This window comes from Pseudenemella bisphenolivorans, from assembly GCF_051133435.1.
Classification (GTDB): Bacteria; Actinomycetota; Actinomycetes; order Propionibacteriales; family Propionibacteriaceae; genus JAAYAO01.
In genome coordinates this window covers 198,516-219,851 of sequence record NZ_JBPGNY010000003.1, presented here as the reverse complement: position 1 = coordinate 219,851, position 21,336 = coordinate 198,516, and the positions used below count along the sequence as shown (strand labels likewise).

The following is a 21,336-nucleotide window of genomic DNA, read 5'->3' as shown; positions in this document are numbered from 1 at the left end:
CCGTTCTGCCGGGTGAATGGAACCGAGGCCCCCACCCCGGTGTGGGGCGAGGGCCTCGGAGGCCTTGACGGGGCTACGACGTCGGAGCCCGGAGAGGTCCGACTCAGACCTGACGGTTCTGCAGCAGGTCGCGGATCTCGGTGAGGAGTTCCTCGGAGGTGGCAGCAGCCGGTTCGTCCTTCTTCTTGAAGCGGTCGCGCATCGCGTTGTAGGGCTTGACGACGAAGAAGTACACCACCGCGGCCGTGATCAGGAAGGTGATCATGGCGTTGATGAAATGGCCGATGTTGACCCCGAGCAGGGTGACGGCGCTGAAGTCGGGCTGGCCGCCGATCTTGCCGATGAAGCCCATCAGCACGGCGGTGAACTGCTCGACGACTGCGGCGAAGACGGTGCCGATGATGACGGCGACGGCCAGTTCGACCAGATTGCCGCGCATCAGGAACTCTTTGAAACCACTCATTGCGTTTCTCCTTCCGGCGCGTGCCCGCCAAGGGCTCCGGTGTGGTTGCGCCATGAGAAAAACTAGCGCAACACCACAGATAGGTTTGATCCGGGCACTCCGGCGAGTCGTGGCGCCTCCGACTCGCTCACTTCCACCAACAGTGGGGAACCGGCCCCGTCCGACTCGAACAATCCACCACCGGCGGAATCCTGGTGCGGCAGGGCCGCCACCCGCGCCGAGGTCGCCACCGTGATCGGGCCCTCTGGCCCGGCCGCCAACAGATCGATCCGATCACCGACCCGCAATACCGACAGCACCGAACGATCGGCCAGCGTGATCGGCACCAAAACTCGTCCGGCTGCACCAGTGTGCGGGGTGATCACACTGGCCTCGGTCAGCGGACTGCCCTTGGTCAGCGGGGCCGCGACCAGCCGTCCGTGCACCGCCGTGGGATCGGTGACCGCCCGATCCGGAACCGTGCCGGCCGGCCACCGCGCCACCGTCAAGTGCTCGTCGCTCACCGTCACGCCACTGGGCAGATCGGCTGCCGCCACGACGACCGGAACCGTCGGGGCCGGCGCCGGACGCACGGCCATGATCGTCGCGCCCACGGCCACCGCGGCCGCAACCGCCGCCAACCGTCGGCGATGCCAACTCACCGCCCGGGTCACCGAGCGCCACCAAGAAGTGTTCATACCCTTCACGGTGGTACGCGCACGACGGGAATTCCCTCGATCGGCCAAGGCTGTGGAAAGTCCACTCACGTCCGGCCCGCAGGGCTGTGGACAAAGACCGTGGGGCGCCGCTGGGGCAGGTAGCGAGTTCAATGCATTGCCCCGCTGCAGGGCAACACCTTCCATCTACCGCCCTTCCCGGACGGAACCTATCGTCGAGTGAAGTCCTACCCGGGGGAGGTGTTCGTGATGGCCGCATTGTCGGAGAGATCGAACGCCATCTTGAGCGACATGTTGCAGTCGTCGGTGCCCATCCACGTCCGCCAGATCGCCGAGCAGTACGCGATCAGTGACCGGATGGCGAAGTACGACATCCAGGCGATCCGCCGCTGGCTGGGTCGGCACGGAACCACGATGATCTCGGTGCCGGGGCAGGGACATGCCATCGAGGTCGACGACTCCACCCGCGCAGACCTGCTGCAGAAGCTGGCGTCGGCCCAGGTATTCCCCTCCCACGAAGCCCGGGTCTACCTCTGCGCGGTGCAGCTCCTGCTGAGCACCGGCCCGATGACCAAGGCCGAACTGCAGGAGTTCTTCGGGGTCAGCCGCAGCACCCTGACCAATGACCTGCGGGCGGTGCAGACCCTGCTGACGCCCTTCGGCATCACCGTCGAACCAGGACGGACCGGGCTGATCGCCGACACCGACATCCGCACCCGCCGCGCCAGCCTGGACCGCATCGTGCGGTCACGGATGACCAACGACGACCTCGCCTGGTGCTCGGCAGCGGTGGCGGGACGCAAGAAGCTCGACCCCTCCGTCCTGTCACCCGAACTGCGACACGTCCTCGAGGCCGGGCCGTATATCGAGGTGACCCTGGAAGCCGTCCATCGGATCACCCACCGCATCATGGCCGACTTCAACGTCCAACTGAGCGACTCGGCCATCGCGGGGTTGGTGCTCAGGCTCGCGATCTGCCGACTGCTCGGCGATGAGGAAAGGTCGGCACAACCACCGAACGTGGCAGCCGCTCCCTTGCGCAGCGCCTTCCTCGACGAGTTGTCCGGTTTGGACCTGACGACCGACGAGTTCGACTTCTTCTTCGTGGAAGCAGCCATCGCGGTGTCGGCGAAGCTGATGCCCCTGGACGTGTCGGATGCCGATGACGTCGAGGTGGCCCCCTTGGCCCGGCGGATCGCCGAACGTGTCGGCACCGAACTGGGCGTCAACCTGCTCAACTACCACGCCCTGTTGCCCGGGCTGATCGCCCACCTCAGCGACCGGATCACCAAATACAAGTACGACATTCTCGAGCCGAATTCACTGCTCGATGAACTCAAGCTGAAGTACCAACCCGTGTACGAGGCGGTCAAGATCGCCTGCGACGACTATCTGCTGCCGCTGGGGGTGTCGTTCAGCGAGCCCGACCTGGCCTTCCTGGTGGTGCATTTCGCCACCGCCTTCGAACACTGCGCCGACGTCGGCCCGGTGCGCGCGTTGGTCGTGTGCGCTACCGGACGAGGCAACTCCCGACTGATCACGATGCTGATCTCCACCGCCGTCCCGGAGATCGACGTGGTGGGAACCTGTTCGACCTTCGATGCGCCACGACGCTCCCAAGACCCCGAGGTCGAACTGGTGATCACCACCTTCCCGCTCAACCTGTGCAAGCCCACCGCGGTGATCAAGCCCGTACCCACCGAACGCGACTACGACATTCTTCGAGAACACGTCAAGGATCTGGGTGTGGCCGCCGCCCCCGGGGCACGCCGCGAGACCCATGCGGTCAACTCGACGGACTTCATCGCCCTGGTCTCGGCCGGAATAGAGTTCGCCAACCGCATCGCCCACCACCATCGCGAACCCCTGTCACCCGAACTCGCCGAGGGGCTGCGGTTGCACTGCATCCTGCTGGCCGAGCGGGTGGCCAGCAACACCCAGTTCGACACAGACCTCGACGCTGCGCACGACACCGCCGCCATCGATGCGGCCGAACACGATCAGGGCTGGGCACTCACCACGGCCGAGAAACAAGCAGCGGCCACCTACCTGAACCAGGAGGCTTCATGACCCGTGGAACGGTTCTGACCAACTGCACCTTTCCCGAAGCCCACCGCGACGAGGTGAGCGGCACCGAGATCGCCTTCGCCGACGGCAAGATCGTGGCGCAGCCGGACGACGACTGGGAACGCATCGATGTCGAAGGGGCGTATGTCACGCCCGGGTTCATCGACCAACACGTCCACGTCTTCCTCCCGGCCAAGACCCTGGGGATTCCGGCCGACCGGATCGGTGTGAACCAAGGCGTCACCACCGTCGTCGACGCCGGTAGCAGCGGTGCGCGTGACTTCGACCGGTTCGAGCACGACGTCATCGACACCCAACGAACGAACGTGCTGGCCTGGCTGAACATCGCCAGCTCGGGTCTGGTGGACGACCGCCACGAGCTCGTCGACCTGGCCAACATCGACCCGGACAAGTCCTTCGAGACCATTCGGGCCCACTCCGACCGGATCATCGGCCTGAAGGTGCGGATGTCGGCATCGGTGCTGGGCAGCAACGGCCTCAAACCCCTGCAGATGGCCCGCGAACTCGCCGACGCCGTCCGGCTGCCGATCATGATTCACACCGGAAACCGGCCGCCGGAGATGGGGGAGTGCCTGGACCTGCTGCGGGCGGGCGATGTGTGCTCCCACGCCTTCCACGGCAAACCGGGTGGCCTGTTCGACGAGACCGGACGGCTGGACCCCCGAGCGGTCGAGGCCAAGGAGCGGGGCGTCCTGTTCGATGTCGGGCACGGCCAGGCCAGCCTCTCGTTCGAGGTGGCGCGGGCGGCCCGTGAAGCAGGGCTGCCGGCCGACACCATCAGCACCGACCTGCACGAGGGCAATGTCGACGGCCCGGTGTATTCCCTGGCCGAAACCATGAGCAAGATGCTCGCCCTCGGCTACCCACTCGAGGACGTGATCGCCGCCGTGACGACACGTCCGGCAGCAGCCATCGGCCGTCCGGACCTGGCGAGCCTGGCCCCCGGGTCGACCGCAGACCTCAGTGTCTTCGAGATCCGACACACCGACCGGGAGTTTCGGGACTCGCAGGGCGCCACCTTGCCGGGCCGAGAAGTGGTGCGGCCGCGCCGGGTGGTGCGGGGAGATGACGTCCATGGCTGCGAATGACGGACGGGTCGAACAGACCATCGCCGCGGTGGCCACCAAGACCGAACTCACCGACACCGAACGGGCCACGCTGCGCAGGGCGGTTCCGAAACTGGACGAACTCACCGACGCCCAGGGCTACCTGCTGGAGCCGGACCGGTTGGAACTGCTGGCACTGCACGTGGTGACGGTGCTGCGCCGGGTGGCCGCAGACCAGCCCCTGGAACCGTTCGACGAAGCCATGTTCGACCAGGTCAGCCCACAGTCCATGGAACTGGCCCACGAACTACTGGCCGCGGTCGAACCCGGCGCAACCCAGCGCGAAGAAGATTTCCTGATCGCGGTTCACCTCGACACCGCGAAACTCCTGGAAAGGAACGAGTTATGAAACCAGTCAAGGTTGTGATCGGTCATCGCCTCGGCAAGGGCCAGCAGGTGGCCGCCGGTGTCGAAGCCGCGGGAGGTACCGCCGTGGTCATTCCCGGGGTCGGTGCCGACATGAAACTCGGCGACGTGATGCACGCCGAGAACGCCGACCTGGGCATCTCCTTCTGCGGCAGCGGGGGAGCCGGCGCGGTTACCGCCAACACCAAGTACGGCTACCCGATGGAGTTCGGACTCCGGTCCGTCGATGCCGGGGTCACCGCCGTCCAGAACGGTGCGGTGGTGGTCGGGTTCGGGTTTCTCGACTCCGAAGACCTCGGCCGGCGTTTGGTCGAAGCCTTCCGCAAGGCACACCCCGAAGGTGATTCCTCATGATGTTGATCGAAGAACGAAAAATATCGGTCTCCGGTCGTGGTGACTCCACGCCGAGAGCATTCCAGGACGCCTTGACGAGCATGCGCAAGAAGGTCATGAACGAGCGTGCCGAGGTGATCCTGCAGATTCAGCCGTCGGATTGCCACATCAAGAAGGCGGTCAAGGAAGTTCGGACCGAAAGGTTCTTCGGAGTCCTGTTTCCCCGTGAGCGGGTGACCTACTCACTGGATCTGGAGTTCACCGTCGAAGTTCGGTCGGTCTCCTTGGACGACATCAACTATCGAACCCAATACGAGAGCCTCTCGCTGGCTCAGCACGCTCTGAAACTCAGATAGGAGGTGTGACGTGAACTGGATTGTGATCATCGAGTCGGTGATTATCGGCGCATTGGCCGGATTCGGTGCCAGTGCCGGTGCGGCACGCATGTTCCACGCCCCGGCAGTACAGGGAATGGGTGCTTTCCGAACCTATGGCGAGATGAATGCCTGTCAGGGTGACGCCGTTGCCCATTACAGCTTCGGTCTCGGCTTCCTGTTCAATGCGTGGGCCTCGGTCGTGGGGGCCGGCGCCCTCACCCAGGACGTCGACCACCGCATCATTCCCAACTGGGCGGCCGGAACCTTGTTGCTGCGCAACAAGAACGTCGCCGAAACCATGCACAACCCGAAGAAGATGGCCATCGCCGGTGCGGCGATCGGCGCGGTCTTGGTGGCGGCACTCAACTCGACCGCGGCAGCCGTCCCCGATTCCTTGCGCCTGGTCGCCGAGGAAGTGCTCGTGCCGGCCGGCGCGTGGCTGATCAACCCGGTGATGCCGGTGATTTTCTGGATTGCCGCCATGGACGCCGGAAAACGCACCGGCATGTGGGGCACGGTGCTCGGTGGTTTCGCGCACCTGGTGCTCGGAAATGCCGTGCCGGGCGTGGTGCTCGGGATTCTGCTCGGCAAGAGCGTGGACGGTGGAGGCTGGAACCGGATTTCGAAGGTTCTGCTCATTGCCATCCTGGTGCTCTTCGCCGCCAGCGCCTTCCTGCGTGGATTCGACATCCAAATGCTGCAGGCGTTCAACATCCCCATCCCGGACTGGCTCATCAGCGTGCACGAAACTCTTGGATATGAGGTGAAGGAATGAGTTCCAACGAATCGTCGGAAACCGCCGACATTGCCATGGATCCGACCCCGCCGAAAGGATTCTGGTACGCGGAGTGGAGCTTCCCACTGTTCGTGGCGGCGCTCGCTTCGGCAGTATTTGCCGGAACCCATTTGTACTTCGTGTACGGGGTGGGGGCGTTCAACGACATCCCGATCGTCGCCCTGCTGAAGGCGGGCGTCGACACCGGGAGCTACGGGGCCGCGGCAGCCTTCGGGGCCAGCTTCCTGTTCGCCCGAGTGCTGGAAGGTCCGCTCGTCGGCATCCTGGACATCGGCGGCTCCATCCAAACCGGTGTGGGTATCGGAATCCCGGCCATGTTGCTGGGGGCCGGCATCACCGCACCACTGGAGTCCTTCCCGCTGGCGCTGCTGGTGGGGGCGGGGATCGGACTGATCATGGGCACGATCATCGTGGTCATCCGCAAGTTCACCGTCGCGTCCGATTCCCAAGCCACCTACGGCACCGAGATCATGATGGGCGCCGGTAATGCCGCCGGACAGTACCTCGGCCCCCTGATCGTCATCGCGGCCGCCACGGCCTCGATCCCGGTGGGTATCGGGTCGATCCTGGGGGCGGCGGTCGCCTACTACTTCAAGAAGCCATTGCCCGGCGGAGCGATTCTGGGTGCCATGCTGTTCGGCTTCTTCTTCCCGATCGCAACCGAATAGGAGGTTTGCGTGAGTTCGTTCGAATCAATCGGATGCCACCCGGTCATCAACGCCAGCGGCAAGATGACCGCCCTGGGAGCCAGCGCGGTCACCGAAACGGTCGCCCGATCGATGGCCACCGCAGCTCAGGACTACGTCAACATCGACCAGCTCCTGCGCCGAGCGGGCACGGTGATCGGTGCGGCCACCGGGGCCGAGGACGGCGTCCCCACCACCGGAGCCGCATCGGCAGTCGTCCTGGCCGTCGCGGCGCTGATCGCCGGCGAGGACCTGACCCGGATCGAAGCCATCCCGGAATCCACCGGGGTACCCAACGAGATCGTGCTGCAGAAGGGTCACGCCATCCACTTCGGTTCGGCGATCACCCAACTGGTGCGACTCGGCGGCGGCGTCCCCATTGAGGTCGGCCAGGTCAACCACACCCTGGAGGCCCACCTTCGGGGCAGCATCAGCGAGCGCACCGCCGGGCTGCTCTTCGTCCAGTCGCACCACACCGTGCAGAAGGGCATGCAATCGCTGGCAGCGACGATCGAGGCGGCTCACGAGGCGGGCCTGCCGGTCATCGTGGATGCGGCCGCCGAAGAGGATCTGCGCAGGTACATCTCGGCCGGTGCAGACCTGGTTGCCTACAGCGGCGGCAAAGCACTGGGCGGGCCGACCAGTGGCTTCCTGTGCGGGCGGGCCGACCTGATCGCGGCCGCCCGGGCGCAGTATGCGGGTGTGGGCCGGCCGATGAAGGTGGGCAAGGAAGCCATCATCGGCCTGTGCACCGCGCTGGAGGAGTACCGGGACGGGCCGCCCGACAGCGGACGCCTCCGGGACGTGGCGCAGTACGTCGTCGATGAACTCCAGGGGGTCCGTGGCATCCGGTCGCGGGTCACCCAGGACGAGGCGGGCCGGGAGATCTGGCGGGCGACGGTCACCGTTGACCCCACGGAAGCCGGTTTCGACGCGGTCGAACTCAGCCGACGACTACGCGAGGGGACACCGGCGATCCACACCCGGGATCACCTGGCCAACACCGGTTCGATCAGCATCGACCCGCGGCCGCTGCGAGAAGGCCAGGAACGCATCATCGTCGAGCGCATCATCGACATCATCGAAGGAGAATCTGGTGACCACAGTTGAACTCAACGTCCTGTCACGCGACCTGGACAATGCCGTGGATATCACCGCCGCCGCGCCGGGACGGGTCTACTGCGGCGTCCTGATGAAGGACCACCCGGACACCGACAGTGGCGCGGCAGCCGTTCGGGAGCACCTGGCGGCCGGGGTGCGGGTGTCGGTGGGCCTGGGTGACGGCGACCCGACGATGTGGCGACGCGTCGCCGAAGTCACCGCCCTCACCTCACCGCCGCACGCGAACCAGGTGTTTCCCGCTGCTGGGTACACCCTGGGCCGGATCGAACAGGTCGGTGCCACGACCCTGGTGAATGCCCTGGTCGGGCCGGGCAGTCGTCCGGGTCTGGTGCGGATCGGCACCGGGCCGGAAAGCAGTGATGCCGAGTGTGAGGTGCCGGCCGAGTTCGCGGCCGTGCTGCTGGCCGAGATCGGGGTGCCGTCGGTGAAGTTCTTCCCGATCAAGGGAACGCAGAAACTCGACCATCTGGAGGCAATGGTGCGTGCCGCAACGGCCAACGGCATCGAGATGTTCGAACCCACCGGCGGAATCGAGCCGGCCCACGTCCCCCAGATCGTGGATGTCTGCCTCAGCAACGGGGCCACCCACGTGGTGCCGCATGTGTACAGCTCGATCGTCGACAAGCAGACCGGCCTGACCGATCCCGGTCAGGTGGCGGCGATCATCGAAGCGATCGGGTAGCCGACTCCGGGCGTGAACTGGCAGCCACCCGGTGCAGCCCCACCCGGCTCAGGACGCGGCTGAACTCTTGGCCGGCGCCGACGACCCGGCCGCAGCAGGTGTGCTCGACGACCCGGTATCGGAGCCGGAGGAACCGGAGGAGGACGAGTCGGAGGAAGACTCCGACTTGCCGGACGAGACCGACTTGGCCTTGCCGTCGTTGCGGCTGTCGGTCTTGTAGAAGCCCGAACCCTTGAACACCACGCCGACCGCGTTGTAGATCTTGCGCAACGCGCCCTCACAGGCGGGGCACTCGGTCAAAGCGGGGTCGGTGAACTTCTGCACGGCTTCGAGTTCATTGCCGCAGCTGGTGCACCGGTACTGGTAAGTGGGCATGGACGTTCCTTGGCAGTTCACGAAAAGACGAGACGATCTGGCACTCGAGTATAGCGACTGCTAATCGGTCGGGCGCCGATCTGCTTACCGGTGGGACACGGCGTCACCGCATCGCGTCCGGTTCCAGGGTGCTGAACAGGTCGCTCGGTGTGGCCACCACGTCCACCCGGCGGTCCCAGGGCTCGATCGGCAGGATGTCGAAGACCTCCGCGTCATCGACCAGGGCCACTGTCACCGCTTCGGCCGCGGCCCGGGTCAGGGCGCGGTCGTACCAGCCGGCACCCATGCCGAGCCGATCACCGAGGCGGGTGACCCCGAGAGCGGGGCAGATGATCACCTCGGCCTCGGCCAGGGCCTGCGGGCCCAAAGCCGGGGTGGCCGGTTCGGTGATGCCGTGGGCGGCATTGCGCAGTTGCTCCGGGCCGGCATAGCGGGCCCAATCCGGCTCCCGCAGGGGGGCTTCGGGTGGGCCCAACACCGGCAACAACACCCGAACACCGCTCGCGTGCAGCGCCGAAATCAACTCCAGGGTGCCGGGTTCATCATCCCGGGAGAGGTAGGCCGCCACCGTCAGGCCGGGGCCGACCCGTCCGGCCAGAAAGCCCAACACCCGAGCCGTTCGCTCGCGGTCGGCGGCCGCGCGGGTTTCGGCATCCTGCAGTGAACGCGCCCGCCGCACCGCCCGGCGCATGGTCTGTTTTGCCTCAGCCAGAGCCGCCAGATCTGCCGAGCTGGTGGGGGTGGCGGGAGTAGGCGAGTCGCACGGGCCGTCCGGGGTGGTCATGGCCGTATGGTAGGCGCCATGGCACTGTTCGGACGCAAGAAGAAGAAGGCGGTCGTCGACGAGGAGCCGGCCCCACCGCCGTCGCTGCCCGACCCGCCCGCGCCCGATGAGCGAGGATTCCGCTCGGTGGAGGACCACCTCGACTACATCCTGTCGCTGGTCGAAGAACTGCCACCGTTCGGCCAGCACATCTCCGACTGCCTGGGGTTGAGCCTGAGCGAGAACATCGTCGCCGACATCGACGTGCCGCAGTTCGACAACTCCGCGATGGACGGATACGCGGTGCGCCATGAGGACATCGCCGAGGCCACCGAGGACAACCCGGTGAGCTTGGCCGTGGTGGGGCACATCCCGGCCGGCCAGGTTGCCGAGGACGAACTGTCACCGGGCACTGCGATGAAGATCATGACCGGCGCGCCGGTTCCGGTCGGCGCCGACACCGTGGTGAAGATCGAGGACACCGACCAGGGTGAGGAGGACGTGCAGGTCTTCGTCCCGCCCAAGCGCGGTGCCAATATTCGCGCCCGTGGTGAGGACATCGCCGACGGCACCCCGGTGTTGTCGATGGGTGATGTGATCGGCCCGCGCACGGTGTCGCTGTTGGCCACCGTCGGCATCGACACGGTGCTGGTGCGGCCCCGTCCGCGGGTGGTGGTGATCTCCACCGGCTCCGAACTGGTCTCGCCCGGGCTGGACCTGACCAAACCCGGCCAGATCTACGACTCGAACTCCTACCTGGTCGCCGCTCTGGCCCAGGAGGCCGGTGCGCAGGTGTACCGGGTCGGTGGGGTGGGTGATGACCCGGACGAGTTGCGGCAGGTGATCACCGATCAGTTGGTGCGCGCCGACCTGATCGTGACCACCGGTGGGGTGTCGATGGGTGACCACGACATCGTCAAGGAGATCGCCCCGTCGCTGGGGGCCACCGACTTCGCCAAGATCAGCATGCAGCCGGGCAAGCCCCAGGGCTTCGGGCTGATCGGCGAGGACGACACCCCGATCCTGATGCTGCCGGGCAACCCGGTGAGCGCGTTCGTGTCCTTCGAGGTGTTCGTGCGGCCGGTGATCCGCAAACTGATGGGGGTACATCCGCTGGTGCGGCCGACGGTTTCGGCGACGCTGACCAAGTCGATGAAACCCGACCCCGTGCGGCGCCGGTACGCCCGCGGCCTGGTCACTACCGACGAGCAGGGACAGCGCACCGTCGAGTTGGTCGGCGGCCACGGGTCGCACCTGGTGCACGAGATGCAGCAGGCCAATGCGTTGGTGATCCTGCCTCCGGGCGATACCGAGCTCGCGGTCGGCGAGAACGTCGACGTGTGGGTGATGGGCGAGGAAGCATGACCAAGTTCACCCACCTGGACGAGATGGGCGCGGCCCGGATGGTCGACGTGTCCGCCAAGGACGTCACCGCACGTTCTGCTACGGCGACCGGACGGGTGTTGCTCAGCGACGAATGTGTGGAGCTGTTGCGCGGCACCGGGGTACCCAAGGGGGACGCGCTCGCGGTGTCGCGGATCGCCGGCATTCAGGCGGCCAAACGCACCTGGGAGCTGATCCCGCTGTGCCACCCGCTGTCGCTGAGCGGGGTGGAGGTGCACCTGGAGGTCGTCGACGAAGGCGTGGAGTTGACCGCCACCGTCCGTACCACCGATCGCACCGGGGTGGAGATGGAGGCGCTCACCGCGGTCAGCGTGGCCGCCTTGACCCTGATCGACATGGTCAAGGCCGTCGACAAGCTGGCCGTGATCGACCAGATCAAGGTGACCGCCAAATCCGGCGGACGCTCCGGTGACTGGACCAGAGACTGAATCGGCTGCGTCAGCACGAAGGAGGCCGCGGTGAGTGAACACACCCAGCAGACCGACGCCCCGCGCACGGCGATCGTGATCACGGTGTCCACCCGGGCCGCCGGCGGGATCTACACCGACCGATCCGGCCCGGTGATCGAAGAACGCCTCCGGGAATGGGGCTTCGACACCGATTCGGTGATCGTCGCCGACGGACCGTCCTATGCCGACGCGATCGCCGAGGTGCTGGCCGGGAGTCCCGATCTGGTGGTCACCACCGGTGGCACCGGTATTGGACCCAAGGACCTCACGCCGGAGATGACCCGTCCGCACCTCGACAAGACCTTGCCCGGCCTGGAAGCCCAACTGGTGGCCCGAGGGGTTGCCAAGGGGGTGCCCACCTCGGTGTTGAGCCGCGGCGCGTGCGGGGTTGCCGGTACCACGCTCGTGGTGAACTTGCCCGGATCGGTCGGTGGGGTGCGCGACGGCCTCGATGTGCTCGCGGAGATCGTCGACCACGCGGTGACCCAGCTTCGCGGCGGGGATCACTGAGCCGGGGTGTTCGGTGGAAGCGGGCGGTACCTGAGATGGGATCGGTGTGGGGCACAACCCGAGGGGTGCACCGCTGGCCGGTGAGCCTGCGCCACGGTGAGGTCGAACTGGTTCCCGTACATCGCCGGTACGGCCGCGAATGGCAGAAGATCCGCGCCCGCAACTGGGAGTGGCTGTCGCCCTGGGAGGCGACCATGCCGCCCGGTGCCGAAGTGGGGCCGCGCAGCTTCGGGCAGTTCGTGGCCATGATGAACCGGCTCGGACGCCAGGGCTCGGCCCTGCCCTGGATGGTGCGCTACGGACCCGAACGCAACACCCGCCTGGTCGGGCAACTGACGGTCAGCGGCATCACCGGCGGATCGGCCGGCTGGGCCCAGGTCGGGTATTGGATCGACCGGGCTTATGCCGGGCGGGGGATCATCCCCCTGGCTGTTGCGATGGCCTGTGATTACTGCTGGCAGGTGATGGGTCTGCACCGGATCGAGATCACGATCCGTCCGGAGAACACCGCCAGTCTTCGGGTGGTTGAGAAGCTCGGATTCCGGCACGAGGGTTTCCGTCCGCGCTACCTGCACATCGACGGTGATTGGCGCGATCACGAGGTGTTCGCCCTCAACGTCGAGGAGGTTCCGGGCGGGCTGGTGGCACGCCTCGAAGGAGGTCCGGAGCAGAATGTCGACCCGGACTGATGACACTCCGGTGAGGCTGCTCGAAAGAATCCCGGCAAGGCCGTACGGTCTGGGATGTGACCGGATTGATATACGCAGCCATTGCCATAGCTTGGCTTGCGTATCTGGTCCCGTGGTTCCTCCGCAAGCGTGCGAACGAGGACGAAAAGACCGGTGTTGACCCGCGCATCCAACTGCGTGGGGTGAAAATCATCCGCGATGTCGAGCCGGACGACGACGAGGAAACCTCGCAGGTCACCGCCGATGTCTCCACCCCGCTGACCCGCCGCGCGATGGTCTACGAACTGCGTCGCTCCGAGGCGGTGGCCGCGGCCCGGCGCCGGCACGTCCTGGTGTTCTTGATGGTGGTCACCACCGCCGTCGCGGTCGGGATCGTGGCCGGCTACCTGTTGTGGTGGTCGATCTTCATTCCGGTCGCCCTGTTGGTGGCCTTCGTGGTCGTCGCCCGGTTCAGCGTCAAAGCCATGCGCAAGAACCTCGACCGTCGCTACGAACAGATCATGAACCGCGGCAACAACGAGTCGACCGTGCTCATCGGCCGCAAGGAGGCCGAGCAGAAGGCCTCCGAGGAGCCCGAGCCGGACGAGCACTCGCTGCCGGTGTCGCCCGACAGCGCCGGCAACGTCTGGGAGCCGCTGCCGGTGACGCGTCCCACCTATGTGTCGCGGCCCCTGGCCCCGCGGACCGTCCGCACCATTGATCTGTCCTCGCCCGAACTGACCGAATCGCTGCGTCGGCCGAACGACCAGTTGCCGGTGACCGCAGAGCCTTTGGGTGAGATCGCCGAGGACTCCTGCCCGATCGATCTGCGCCCCGCTGTGGGCGAATGAGGATTTGTCAGCGCCGCCGTTGGTGGTAACGTATTCTGGTCGAAAGACATGGGGCTATGGCGCAGTTGGTAGCGCGTCTCGTTCGCAATGAGAAGGTCAGGGGTTCGAATCCCCTTAGCTCCACGTTTGTGATGTCTCAGGACATCTGAAACCCCCGAACTTATGGTTTCGGGGGTTTTGTCGTGTTCGGGCGGGCTTGTATTGGCTGGTAGTTGCGGTTGAGGTTGAGGGTGAGTTCGCGGATGAGTTCTGAACCGCCCCGGGTCTGGTGGAGGGTCTGAAATCCCGAAAGGATGATGACCATGCCAGCACCGAAGAAGTATCCCGAGGAGCTTCGGGAACGATCGATCCGTCTGGTCGAGGATTTGCTTGCTGATCCGGAACTGGGGTTGTCGGTCACGGCTGCCTGCCGGCGGGTTGCCGAGCAGCTCGGGGTTCATCGCGACACTTTGCGTGGCTGGGGCAAACAGGCCCGGATCGACTCGAGAGCTAAACCGGGTCAGTCCAGGAGTGATCGTCGGCGGATCATCGAGTTGGAGAAGGAGAACCGTGAGTTGCAGCGGGCCAACGCGATCTTGAAGACGGCTGCGGCTTTCTTCGCGGCGGAGCTCGACCGCCCATCTCCACGCTCGTGATATTCATCGACGAGCATCGCCATGACGTGTTCGAGGGGCGGGTCTTCGGGGTCGAGCCGATCTGCAGAGTGCTGTCCGAGCATGGCTGCCAGATCGCCCCGTCGACCTACTGGGCTGCGGTGAAGCGTCCACCGAGCTCCCGGGCGGTTCGCGATGCGGAGATCCTGGCCCGGATCAGGCGGGTTCATGATTCCAACTTCGGGGTCTATGGGGTCCGGAAGGTGTGGCATCAGCTGCGTCGTGAGGGTTTCGACGTTGCCCGTTGCACGATCGAACGCCTGATGCGCGCCGACGGTCTGGCCGGGGCGGTTCGCGGCGCGTCCAAGACGACGACTCGGGCCGACCCGAAGGTCCCGCGTCCGGAAGATCTGGTCGAGCGGCACTTCGCAGCCGAACGGCCCAACCAGCTCTGGGTCGTGGACTTCACCTATGTCGCGACCTGGGCCGGGTTCGTCTATGTCGCGTTCTGCGTCGACGTGTTTCAGCCGCCGTGTCACCGGTTGGCGGGTCTCTCGGTCGATGAGCACCGACCTGGTCCTGGATGCCCTCGAGATGGGGATCTGGCAGCGATCCCGCGAGGGGCAGTCGATCCAGGGACTCATGCATCACTCCGACGCCGGCAGCCAATACACCTCGATCCGCTACTCCGAACGACTCGCCGAAGCCGGCGCCACTCCCTCGACCGGGTCGGTCGGAGACTCCTACGACAACGCCATGGCCGAGTCCATCATCGGCCTGTCCAAGACCGAGGTCATCCGCAGACGCGGCCCTTGGAAGGGGCAGGACGACGTCGAGATCGCCACCTTGGAGTGGGCCGACTGGTTCAACAACCGTCGTCACGTCGGGTCCCAGCGGGACCCGCACGAATGGGAAGAACAACTCGTCCGGACCGAGCAGATCCAACGGTCGGGATGGGTTGTGTCCTCCTCACGGCTGTTCCGCAGGTAGTCGAGGTTGAACGACCGGAAGAACCGGATGTACAAGGTCGTCAGTCTCAGGTCGCTCCTACCGGCCGACGTGCACGGCCCCGGCGACCGTCTTCTCAGGGTATCGACAGATTCAGACATCGGCGCTGGATCTGAGCCAGCACACGACACCCCTGCCTCCTGCCACGTGGGGCGGCTCGTCTTGCTCGCCGGGTCGTTCGGCTCGCGAGCCTGGTCGACCGTAGACTGAGGCTGCAAGACCGTCAGGGGTCTCTGGAATGATGCCGCCAGGAGGGACGATGGCCGGATTGGGTGAACACATCACCGCCATGGTCCGTAGCCATGCCTCCGGTGATGACTCGGCGTTCTATTCGGTCGCGCTACAGATCGCGGCGCGTGAGGCCCGCCAGGGCCACCATCTGCTGGCTGACGACATCAAGAAGGCCGTCGACGCCTCCCGCAGCGTGGTGCCACGCGACAACGTCACCAAGTTGGCCCAGCCACGTGGTGACCTTGCGGAACTCATCGAGGTCAGCCATCCGGACGTCACCCTGCGGAACCTGGTCGGTCCGAGCGAACTGACGGATCGGCTCAGGCAAGTGATCGCCGAGCAGCGCCAACGCAAGCGACTCTTGGAGCACGGATTCGCACCTACCCATCGCCTGCTGCTGGAGGGGCCGCCGGGAACAGGAAAGACCATGACGGCGGCGGTGTTGGCACGCGAGCTGTCTTTGCCGATGTTTACGGTGCGACTCGACAGTCTGCTGAGCAAGTATATGGGGGAGACCGCAGGAAAGCTGCGACTGGTGTTCGATGCGGTTGCGGAACGCCGCGGTGTCTACCTGTTCGACGAGTTCGATGCCCTTGGTGGCGACCGATCCGGGAACGACATCGGTGAAGCGCGGCGTATCTTGAACTCGTTCCTAGTGTTCTTGGAACAAGCCAGCCCCGAGAGCATCGTCATTGCTGCGACGAATCACCGCGCCATTCTCGACAAAGCGTTGTTCCGCCGGTTTGACATGGTTCTAACCTACGACCTTCCCGACACCATGCAGGCGCGGACCGTCATCAGGGGGCGACTAGGGTCGCTGATCAAGGGCATGCGGTGGGACACGGTCGGCGCACACACTGAAGGTCTCAGCCACGCTGATCTGGTTAAGGCGGCCGAAGCGGCTGCCAAAGCTGTTCTGATGCGCGGCGACACCACGGTTCGAGCTGCCGACTTGGTGTCTGCCTTGGGGGATCGTCGAACGGCGAGCTGTGCCTGACGAACTGAGGCACCTGACCCACTTACACGTCCTCGATCGCGTTCGGAGCGAGGACTTCTCTCGCAAGGGTGGGGGAAACCCGAAGATCAGGCCGGTCGAGTACCGTGCTCATGGGCTCGCGCTGAAGGAGCAACTCCAGGACGTCTTTGCCGGAAGCGATGCCGCGCGCACGGACGCAATCCTGAGCGACGAAGAACTGCGGGCACTCGGGAGTTTCGTGACTCTTGAGGGGGAAGATGCGACCTATCCGTTGAAGATCGAGTCGCTTCAGAAGTTCACCCGGGGGAGCGCCAAGAAACCGCGAGTCCCCCAGTGGTTGTTGCTGTCAGTGCAGCTAGCCACCGACGGTCTGCCTGAGCGGGCGGTGGTGTGGGTCGCCGACACCTACCGCGAGCAGTTCCTGAGGATATTCGAGGAGTACCTGGAAAAGAAGATCACCAGAGGGACCGAAGACAAGTGGGAGACGCCAGAGGGAAACCCCGCCCATCGGGCACTCGTGGCGAACATCTCGCGCATCCGCCAGACCATCCTTGATGACCTGTGGCAATCCGAAGGCGACCCGCCCAAGCGTGGAGTCAACTGGTGGGAACTGTGGCTTGATGCCTCACATGAGGGCGTCGACACCATCGGCAGGTTCGCGGCGGCTTTGAACCTTCAGGTTCTGGAACGCTCGCTGGTGCTCAATGATCGCGTCATCGTGTGGATCAGGGCAACGTGGCAGCAATTGGAGGTGTTGCCCTTCACCAGCGTTCCCATCGCCGAAATCCGCAGGCCGGAGTTCGTCGACACGATCGAGGATCTCCTGCCCGAGGAACAAGACGAGTATGTCGATGATCTGGCCAGCCGGGTGAGCGCCGCTCCCGTGGAAGCGCCAGCGGTTTGCCACCTCGACACCGGAGTAGCCCGTTCCCACCGACTGCTGGTGGACTCACTCGACCCCGCGGACGTGCATACAGCGATCGGAACCTCCGGCGCCGACACCCAAGGCCACGGCACTGCAATGGCGGGCTTGGCGTTGTACGGGCCACTCGATGATCTGCTCACCGGGTCGGGAACCGTTCAGCTGCATCACAGGCTTGAGTCCGTGCGAGTGCTCCCCATCCCCGGTGAGCCAGATACCGATCCCCGCGATTACGGCACGGTCACGGTTGATGCCGTTGCGTTGACCGAGGCGACGGCACAGCGACGCCGAGTGTTCTGCATGCCCATTTCCACCGCACCGGATCGCCCCGGCGTGCCGAGCCTGTGGTCATCGACGGTCGACGCGCTTGCGGCGGGCACCGATATTGTGCGCGATGGCGAACAACTGCAACTGCTGGCAGCACCCGACCCGAAAGCAAGCCGGCTCATCATCGTCGCCGCCGGGAACGTCGACAACTACACCGCCGACCACCGCACCGAGTCAGATCTCTCCGCGGTGGAAGACCCCGCGCAGGCGTGGAACGCGCTGACCGTAGGTGCGTACACCGACCTCACGACTCTGCCGTCCCATCCCGACTTCGCTGGATGGACAGCCATGGCGGCCGAGGGTGAACTCTCACCGCACAGCCGGACCTCACTGCTGTTCGGCACGCGGAAGTGGCCGATCAAACCGGACATCTGTTTTGAGGGCGGCAACGTGCTCACCGACGGTGCCACTGGCTTCAACGACCGCCATCCTATGTTGTCGCTACGAAGCACTGGCCTCAACAACGATTTGGCGCTGACGTCCGCTAACGCCACCAGTGCCGCCACGGCGCAGGCGTCGAGGTTGGCAGCACTCACCATCGCGCACTATCCGGAGTATTGGCCTGAGACGATCCGTGGGCTTTTGGTCCACGCAGCGGAATGGACCCCGGCCATGCGCGCCGAGTTCGATGCCACAGGGAAGAAGAAGGAGCCCAAACTCGATCTGCTGCGCCGCTATGGCTGGGGCGTACCCACCGAGGACGCCGTACTCCGTTCGTCGCGGCAATCGGTCACCCTCGTCGCCCAAGATACTTTCGTTCCCTTCGAGGGAACCGACTACAAGATGCGCAGATTCAGGCTGCATGCTCTCCCGTGGCCCACCGAAGTACTAGAAGCCATCGGGGCCGGCGATGTTACCCTGAAGATCACGCTTTCGTACTTCGTGGAGCCCTCCGCCTCACGACGTGGGTGGCGACAGCGTTACACCTACCCGTCGCATCTTCTCCGTTTCGACTTGAAGTCGCCGACCGATCTGACCGAGGCCGAGTTCATATCGCGGCTGAACCGCGAAGCCGAGAATGACGAAGGGTCCTCGCGTGTTTCTCGTTCGTCGGGGTCGGACGACCGCTGGCTGATCGGCCCGAACCAGCGCAACCTGGGCTCGCTCCACCAAGACATTTGGGAGGGCTCGGGGCAAGATCTCGCCGCTTGCGGTGTGGTCGGCGTCTACCCCGTTGGTGGGTGGTGGAAGCGAAACAGCCGAAAGGATCGGCTTGACTTGCCTGTCCGATACTCGCTGATGGTCTCCCTCAAGACCAGGGAACAGGGCGTTGACCTCTATACGCCTATCGCGACCGATCTCCGTGTGCCGGTCACCGTCGACGCAACATAGCCTTCGCCGCGCTTCGCTCGCAGTCACGGGGAGCCGATGCATCTGACGTGGCAATCCTGCCAGGTGTGCTGAGGCGCGTTGATCACGACAGCAGGTCCTTTGTATGCGTCCACACCGTCACCCGGGGTCGTTAGAAGGTGGGCATGATGCTCCTCAACGGTGTATGTCCGGGAGGTGCGCCGCCCACGTCGTTCGTCAGCTGCCTCATCTAGTGTTGCCAGTGTGAGCGAAGATCCTGCTGCCGAGAAGCATCATCAGACTCTGCGCCTATTCAAGCGGCGTGCCGAGGACATCTTCAGCTGCGAGCTGGCCCAACGGGAGGACGCACTCAATCTCGGTCAGCAGTTCCACATGAACTTCGTGGTGGACAAACGAACAGGCGCATCGGGGTTTCGTGACTTCCGCCGGGTCATCGCGCCCAAGGAACAAGTGGCGTATGCGCTCACGCTGATCCGACCTCTGACGCTGACCAAGAAGGGCGACCCGCTCGCCTGGGTCACGGTGCTCACTGCGCTCGAGTTCTTCTGCCCGAGTGAGCGGACGGATATTCGCCAGAATCTCGATGAGCTCCGAGGATTCTGGACGAGCTACCCGGCGCGTCGGATGCGCATCATGCGGGGCCCAAGCGACCCCGCGGTCGATGGTCCTCGGGTCGATGCGTGGGACAACGAGATCGCCCGAAAGTTCCTCTATGGCGACCTCGTCCACGGCGACGACAATGCCGAGCTGCTCGATGCCCTTGGTGACGACCAGGTCGTGTTCGCCGCGAGCGCGATGGCAGCCGACGGCTTCATGCTCGTCAACAACACATACCAAGTTCTGCATTGGATTCGTCCCGACATTGCCCCAAACGAAGCCCACTTCTCTCGGCGCCTGCAAGAATCTGCAACAGAGTCAGACACGTCGACATAGCGGGAGTGTGGCCGCGGTGAAGGCGGTGGGTTTCGCAGGAAGCTTGGATCACGGCCTGCTCGATCTGCGACACTGCCGCATCCAACTCCTCGACGGTGGGCGCGGTAACGGAGATGAGGCCGGTGACGCGTAGGAGGCGATGGCCGGAGGTGAGGTCGGCTTCTTGCTGGAGCCTCCGTGTATTCGGCGGTCTGGGAGGCGTCTTCGATCTGCCCGATCTTGCGGCGCTGCGCCGCGTCACTCATGTGTTCGACTCTCTTCTTGCGGATGTCGCGCACGGCTTGGTCGGTCCGCAATGGCGTGCGCGGGGAAACCGGCAGCCCGGAACTCGGTCCGGACCTGCCCCAGTCGACCCTCACGCACCACACCAGCCTGCTACGCGAATCCGGGGTGGTGTTCGTGCGGGCGCAGCGCCGTAAGTGCATGATCCAGCTCCGCACCGATGACCTCGAGGTTCGCTTTCCCGGCTTGCTGGACATCGTGCTCACCGCATACGAATCCACCGATGAGGAAGCGGACGAGACGTGATCCGCCGGGTCTGGCCGTTGGTCGTCGCAGCGATCGCACTTGGCATCGACGCCTATGTGCTGGCCGGCGTGCTGCCGCAGATCGCGACCTCCCTCACAACTTCGGTGGCGATGATTGGCTTGGGTGTGACCGCGTTCACCGCTGCCTATGCGGTCGCCGGACCGTTGCTGTCAGGTCGCTTGACGCGCGGTAGCACGGCACGAGCGTTACTGGTCGCGCTCGGTGTGTTCAATCTGGGCAACCTCATCACCACGATCGCCCCCGGTATTGAGGTGTTCCTCGTCTCCCGCGTGGTGGCGGGTGCCGGGGCGGGTATCCTCACCGCAGTCGCCACTGCGACCGCCGCCGCGATGGTGTCGGATCAGCAGTGGGGTCGCGCGATGGCCATGGTGACGTTCGGACTGTCTACCGGCACGGTGGCAGGTGTTCCGGTGGGGATGCTCATTGGCGAGGTGTCGGCTGGCGGTGGACGATGGGCCTGGTCGTTCTCATCGGGGCCCTCAGCATGGTCGGCTTGGCGCTACGCGCACGAACCCTGCGCAACTCGACGCGGCCGGAACCGCTCCTGTGCCTTCTGCCCGGGCTGCTCGCAGCGAGTTTCGCCGTCGCGTGGTTGTCGTCATCGCCATTCGCATGGTTGATCGCTGCGGCAGTGTGGGGAGCAGCGGGATGGGCAAGCGTGCCGACGTTGCAGCAGGCGCTGACGGCCGACAGGCCTGCGCATGCGATGCCGATCATCGCGTTCCAAATGGCTGCCATGTATCTTGGCTCGGCCGTGGGGTCAGCCCTCGGCAGTGGCCTGCTCACCGCTG

At 65.2% G+C, this 21,336-nt stretch carries 23 protein-coding genes, 1 tRNA gene and 1 pseudogene; 21 read left to right on the top strand and 4 right to left on the bottom strand.

The window, feature by feature from the left end:
* Positions 1-103: 103 nt before the first annotated feature.
* Both mscL and ACR4XW_RS08565 read right to left on the bottom strand, forming a co-directional pair.
* A complete protein-coding gene (gene mscL / locus ACR4XW_RS08570) occupies positions 104-463 on the bottom strand; it encodes a large conductance mechanosensitive channel protein MscL (protein WP_434760130.1) in 360 nt (119 codons plus the stop codon).
* Positions 464-525: 62 nt separating this feature from the next.
* Entirely contained in the window at positions 526-1,140 is a 615-nt protein-coding gene (locus tag ACR4XW_RS08565) for an SAF domain-containing protein (protein ID WP_434760129.1), read from the bottom strand.
* A 198-nt stretch (positions 1,141-1,338) separates the two neighbouring features.
* Here ACR4XW_RS08565 and ACR4XW_RS08560 point away from each other — a divergent pair, with 198 nt between their 5' ends.
* From ACR4XW_RS08560 to ACR4XW_RS08520, 9 genes are read left to right on the top strand one after another with little or no spacing between them, the layout of a single operon-like run.
* Positions 1,339-3,189: a BglG family transcription antiterminator gene (locus tag ACR4XW_RS08560; protein WP_434760128.1), complete on the top strand. Its 1,851-nt coding sequence runs from the start codon at positions 1,339-1,341 to the stop codon at positions 3,187-3,189.
* Positions 3,186-4,295: an amidohydrolase/deacetylase family metallohydrolase gene (locus ACR4XW_RS08555; RefSeq protein ID WP_434760127.1), complete on the top strand. Its 1,110-nt coding sequence runs from the start codon at positions 3,186-3,188 to the stop codon at positions 4,293-4,295. The genes ACR4XW_RS08560 and ACR4XW_RS08555 overlap by 4 nt, the downstream gene beginning before the upstream one ends.
* Positions 4,282-4,662 carry a hypothetical protein gene (locus tag ACR4XW_RS08550; RefSeq protein WP_434760126.1) on the top strand — a complete coding sequence of 127 codons (381 nt, stop codon included), beginning with the start codon at positions 4,282-4,284 and terminating at the stop codon, positions 4,660-4,662. The genes ACR4XW_RS08555 and ACR4XW_RS08550 overlap by 14 nt, the downstream gene beginning before the upstream one ends.
* Entirely contained in the window at positions 4,659-5,033 is a 375-nt protein-coding gene (locus tag ACR4XW_RS08545) for an SFCGS family glycine-rich protein (protein WP_434760125.1), read from the top strand. The genes ACR4XW_RS08550 and ACR4XW_RS08545 overlap by 4 nt, the downstream gene beginning before the upstream one ends.
* Entirely contained in the window at positions 5,030-5,368 is a 339-nt protein-coding gene (locus ACR4XW_RS08540) for a DUF4312 family protein (protein WP_434760124.1), read from the top strand. Before ACR4XW_RS08545 ends, ACR4XW_RS08540 begins: the two co-directional genes overlap by 4 nt.
* A 10-nt stretch (positions 5,369-5,378) precedes the next feature.
* The gene (locus tag ACR4XW_RS08535; protein ID WP_434760123.1) at positions 5,379-6,164 is read left to right on the top strand and encodes a DUF4311 domain-containing protein; all 786 of its coding nucleotides are present in this window, start codon (positions 5,379-5,381) and stop codon (positions 6,162-6,164) included.
* Positions 6,161-6,853 carry a DUF4310 family protein gene (locus tag ACR4XW_RS08530; protein WP_434760122.1) on the top strand — a complete coding sequence of 231 codons (693 nt, stop codon included), beginning with the start codon at positions 6,161-6,163 and terminating at the stop codon, positions 6,851-6,853. Before ACR4XW_RS08535 ends, ACR4XW_RS08530 begins: the two co-directional genes overlap by 4 nt.
* Before the next feature lie 9 nt (positions 6,854-6,862).
* Positions 6,863-7,981, top strand: a complete 1,119-nt coding sequence (locus tag ACR4XW_RS08525; RefSeq protein WP_434760121.1) for a DgaE family pyridoxal phosphate-dependent ammonia lyase — start codon at positions 6,863-6,865, stop codon at positions 7,979-7,981.
* Complete coding sequence (locus ACR4XW_RS08520) at positions 7,968-8,675, top strand: KDGP aldolase (protein WP_434760120.1); 708 nt, start codon at positions 7,968-7,970, stop codon at positions 8,673-8,675. The genes ACR4XW_RS08525 and ACR4XW_RS08520 overlap by 14 nt, the downstream gene beginning before the upstream one ends.
* 48 nt (positions 8,676-8,723) lie before the next feature.
* Here the strand turns inward: ACR4XW_RS08520 and ACR4XW_RS08515 are convergent, their stop codons facing one another.
* Together ACR4XW_RS08515 and ACR4XW_RS08510 are read right to left on the bottom strand one after the other, a co-directional pair.
* A complete protein-coding gene (locus ACR4XW_RS08515) occupies positions 8,724-9,050 on the bottom strand; it encodes an FmdB family zinc ribbon protein (protein ID WP_434760119.1) in 327 nt (108 codons plus the stop codon).
* A gap of 103 nt (positions 9,051-9,153) precedes the next feature.
* Entirely contained in the window at positions 9,154-9,834 is a 681-nt protein-coding gene (locus ACR4XW_RS08510) for a 5-formyltetrahydrofolate cyclo-ligase (protein WP_434760118.1), read from the bottom strand.
* Between the two features lie 18 nt (positions 9,835-9,852).
* Between ACR4XW_RS08510 and glp the strand changes: the two genes are divergently transcribed.
* From glp to ACR4XW_RS08450, 12 genes and pseudogenes are all read left to right on the top strand, one after another.
* Entirely contained in the window at positions 9,853-11,178 is a 1,326-nt protein-coding gene (glp, locus tag ACR4XW_RS08505) for a molybdotransferase-like divisome protein Glp (RefSeq protein WP_434760117.1), read from the top strand.
* The gene (gene moaC, locus ACR4XW_RS08500; RefSeq protein ID WP_434760116.1) at positions 11,175-11,645 is read left to right on the top strand and encodes a cyclic pyranopterin monophosphate synthase MoaC; all 471 of its coding nucleotides are present in this window, start codon (positions 11,175-11,177) and stop codon (positions 11,643-11,645) included. Before glp ends, moaC begins: the two co-directional genes overlap by 4 nt.
* Before the next feature lie 30 nt (positions 11,646-11,675).
* Entirely contained in the window at positions 11,676-12,176 is a 501-nt protein-coding gene (locus tag ACR4XW_RS08495) for a MogA/MoaB family molybdenum cofactor biosynthesis protein (protein ID WP_434760115.1), read from the top strand.
* A 44-nt stretch (positions 12,177-12,220) separates the two neighbouring features.
* A complete protein-coding gene (locus ACR4XW_RS08490) occupies positions 12,221-12,865 on the top strand; it encodes a GNAT family N-acetyltransferase (protein WP_434760114.1) in 645 nt (214 codons plus the stop codon).
* Positions 12,866-12,921: 56 nt separating this feature from the next.
* Positions 12,922-13,695, top strand: coding sequence for a divisome protein SepX/GlpR (gene sepX / locus ACR4XW_RS08485; RefSeq protein WP_434760113.1), 774 nt, complete (start codon positions 12,922-12,924; stop codon positions 13,693-13,695).
* Between the two features lie 50 nt (positions 13,696-13,745).
* Positions 13,746-13,818, top strand: a tRNA-Ala gene (locus tag ACR4XW_RS08480).
* Positions 13,819-13,997: 179 nt separating this feature from the next.
* Positions 13,998-15,278: pseudogene (locus ACR4XW_RS08475) on the top strand (IS3 family transposase).
* Positions 15,279-15,555: 277 nt separating this feature from the next.
* Positions 15,556-16,524 carry an AAA family ATPase gene (locus tag ACR4XW_RS08470; protein ID WP_434760112.1) on the top strand — a complete coding sequence of 323 codons (969 nt, stop codon included), beginning with the start codon at positions 15,556-15,558 and terminating at the stop codon, positions 16,522-16,524.
* Complete coding sequence (locus tag ACR4XW_RS08465) at positions 16,517-19,084, top strand: S8 family peptidase (RefSeq protein WP_434760111.1); 2,568 nt, start codon at positions 16,517-16,519, stop codon at positions 19,082-19,084. Before ACR4XW_RS08470 ends, ACR4XW_RS08465 begins: the two co-directional genes overlap by 8 nt.
* Positions 19,085-19,306: 222 nt before the next feature.
* Positions 19,307-19,996 carry a hypothetical protein gene (locus ACR4XW_RS08460; protein WP_434760110.1) on the top strand — a complete coding sequence of 230 codons (690 nt, stop codon included), beginning with the start codon at positions 19,307-19,309 and terminating at the stop codon, positions 19,994-19,996.
* A 267-nt stretch (positions 19,997-20,263) separates the two neighbouring features.
* Positions 20,264-20,524: a hypothetical protein gene (locus ACR4XW_RS08455; protein WP_434760109.1), complete on the top strand. Its 261-nt coding sequence runs from the start codon at positions 20,264-20,266 to the stop codon at positions 20,522-20,524.
* Positions 20,521-21,165: an MFS transporter gene (locus ACR4XW_RS08450; protein ID WP_434760108.1), complete on the top strand. Its 645-nt coding sequence runs from the start codon at positions 20,521-20,523 to the stop codon at positions 21,163-21,165. The genes ACR4XW_RS08455 and ACR4XW_RS08450 overlap by 4 nt, the downstream gene beginning before the upstream one ends.
* The last annotated feature ends 171 nt before the right edge of the window (positions 21,166-21,336 follow it).

Coding starts and splice junctions, on each gene's coding strand:
- mscL (WP_434760130.1), bottom strand. CDS start 463: ATGAGTGGTTTCAAAGAGTTCCTGATGCGCGGCAATCTGGTCGAACTG.
- ACR4XW_RS08565 (WP_434760129.1), bottom strand. CDS start 1,140: ATGAACACTTCTTGGTGGCGCTCGGTGACCCGGGCGGTGAGTTGGCAT.
- ACR4XW_RS08555 (WP_434760127.1), top strand. CDS start 3,186: ATGACCCGTGGAACGGTTCTGACCAACTGCACCTTTCCCGAAGCCCAC.
- ACR4XW_RS08550 (WP_434760126.1), top strand. CDS start 4,282: ATGGCTGCGAATGACGGACGGGTCGAACAGACCATCGCCGCGGTGGCC.
- ACR4XW_RS08545 (WP_434760125.1), top strand. CDS start 4,659: ATGAAACCAGTCAAGGTTGTGATCGGTCATCGCCTCGGCAAGGGCCAG.
- ACR4XW_RS08540 (WP_434760124.1), top strand. CDS start 5,030: ATGATGTTGATCGAAGAACGAAAAATATCGGTCTCCGGTCGTGGTGAC.
- ACR4XW_RS08530 (WP_434760122.1), top strand. CDS start 6,161: ATGAGTTCCAACGAATCGTCGGAAACCGCCGACATTGCCATGGATCCG.
- ACR4XW_RS08515 (WP_434760119.1), bottom strand. CDS start 9,050: ATGCCCACTTACCAGTACCGGTGCACCAGCTGCGGCAATGAACTCGAA.
- ACR4XW_RS08510 (WP_434760118.1), bottom strand. CDS start 9,834: ATGACCACCCCGGACGGCCCGTGCGACTCGCCTACTCCCGCCACCCCC.
- glp (WP_434760117.1), top strand. CDS start 9,853: ATGGCACTGTTCGGACGCAAGAAGAAGAAGGCGGTCGTCGACGAGGAG.
- moaC (WP_434760116.1), top strand. CDS start 11,175: ATGACCAAGTTCACCCACCTGGACGAGATGGGCGCGGCCCGGATGGTC.
- ACR4XW_RS08470 (WP_434760112.1), top strand. CDS start 15,556: ATGGCCGGATTGGGTGAACACATCACCGCCATGGTCCGTAGCCATGCC.
- ACR4XW_RS08455 (WP_434760109.1), top strand. CDS start 20,264: ATGTCGCGCACGGCTTGGTCGGTCCGCAATGGCGTGCGCGGGGAAACC.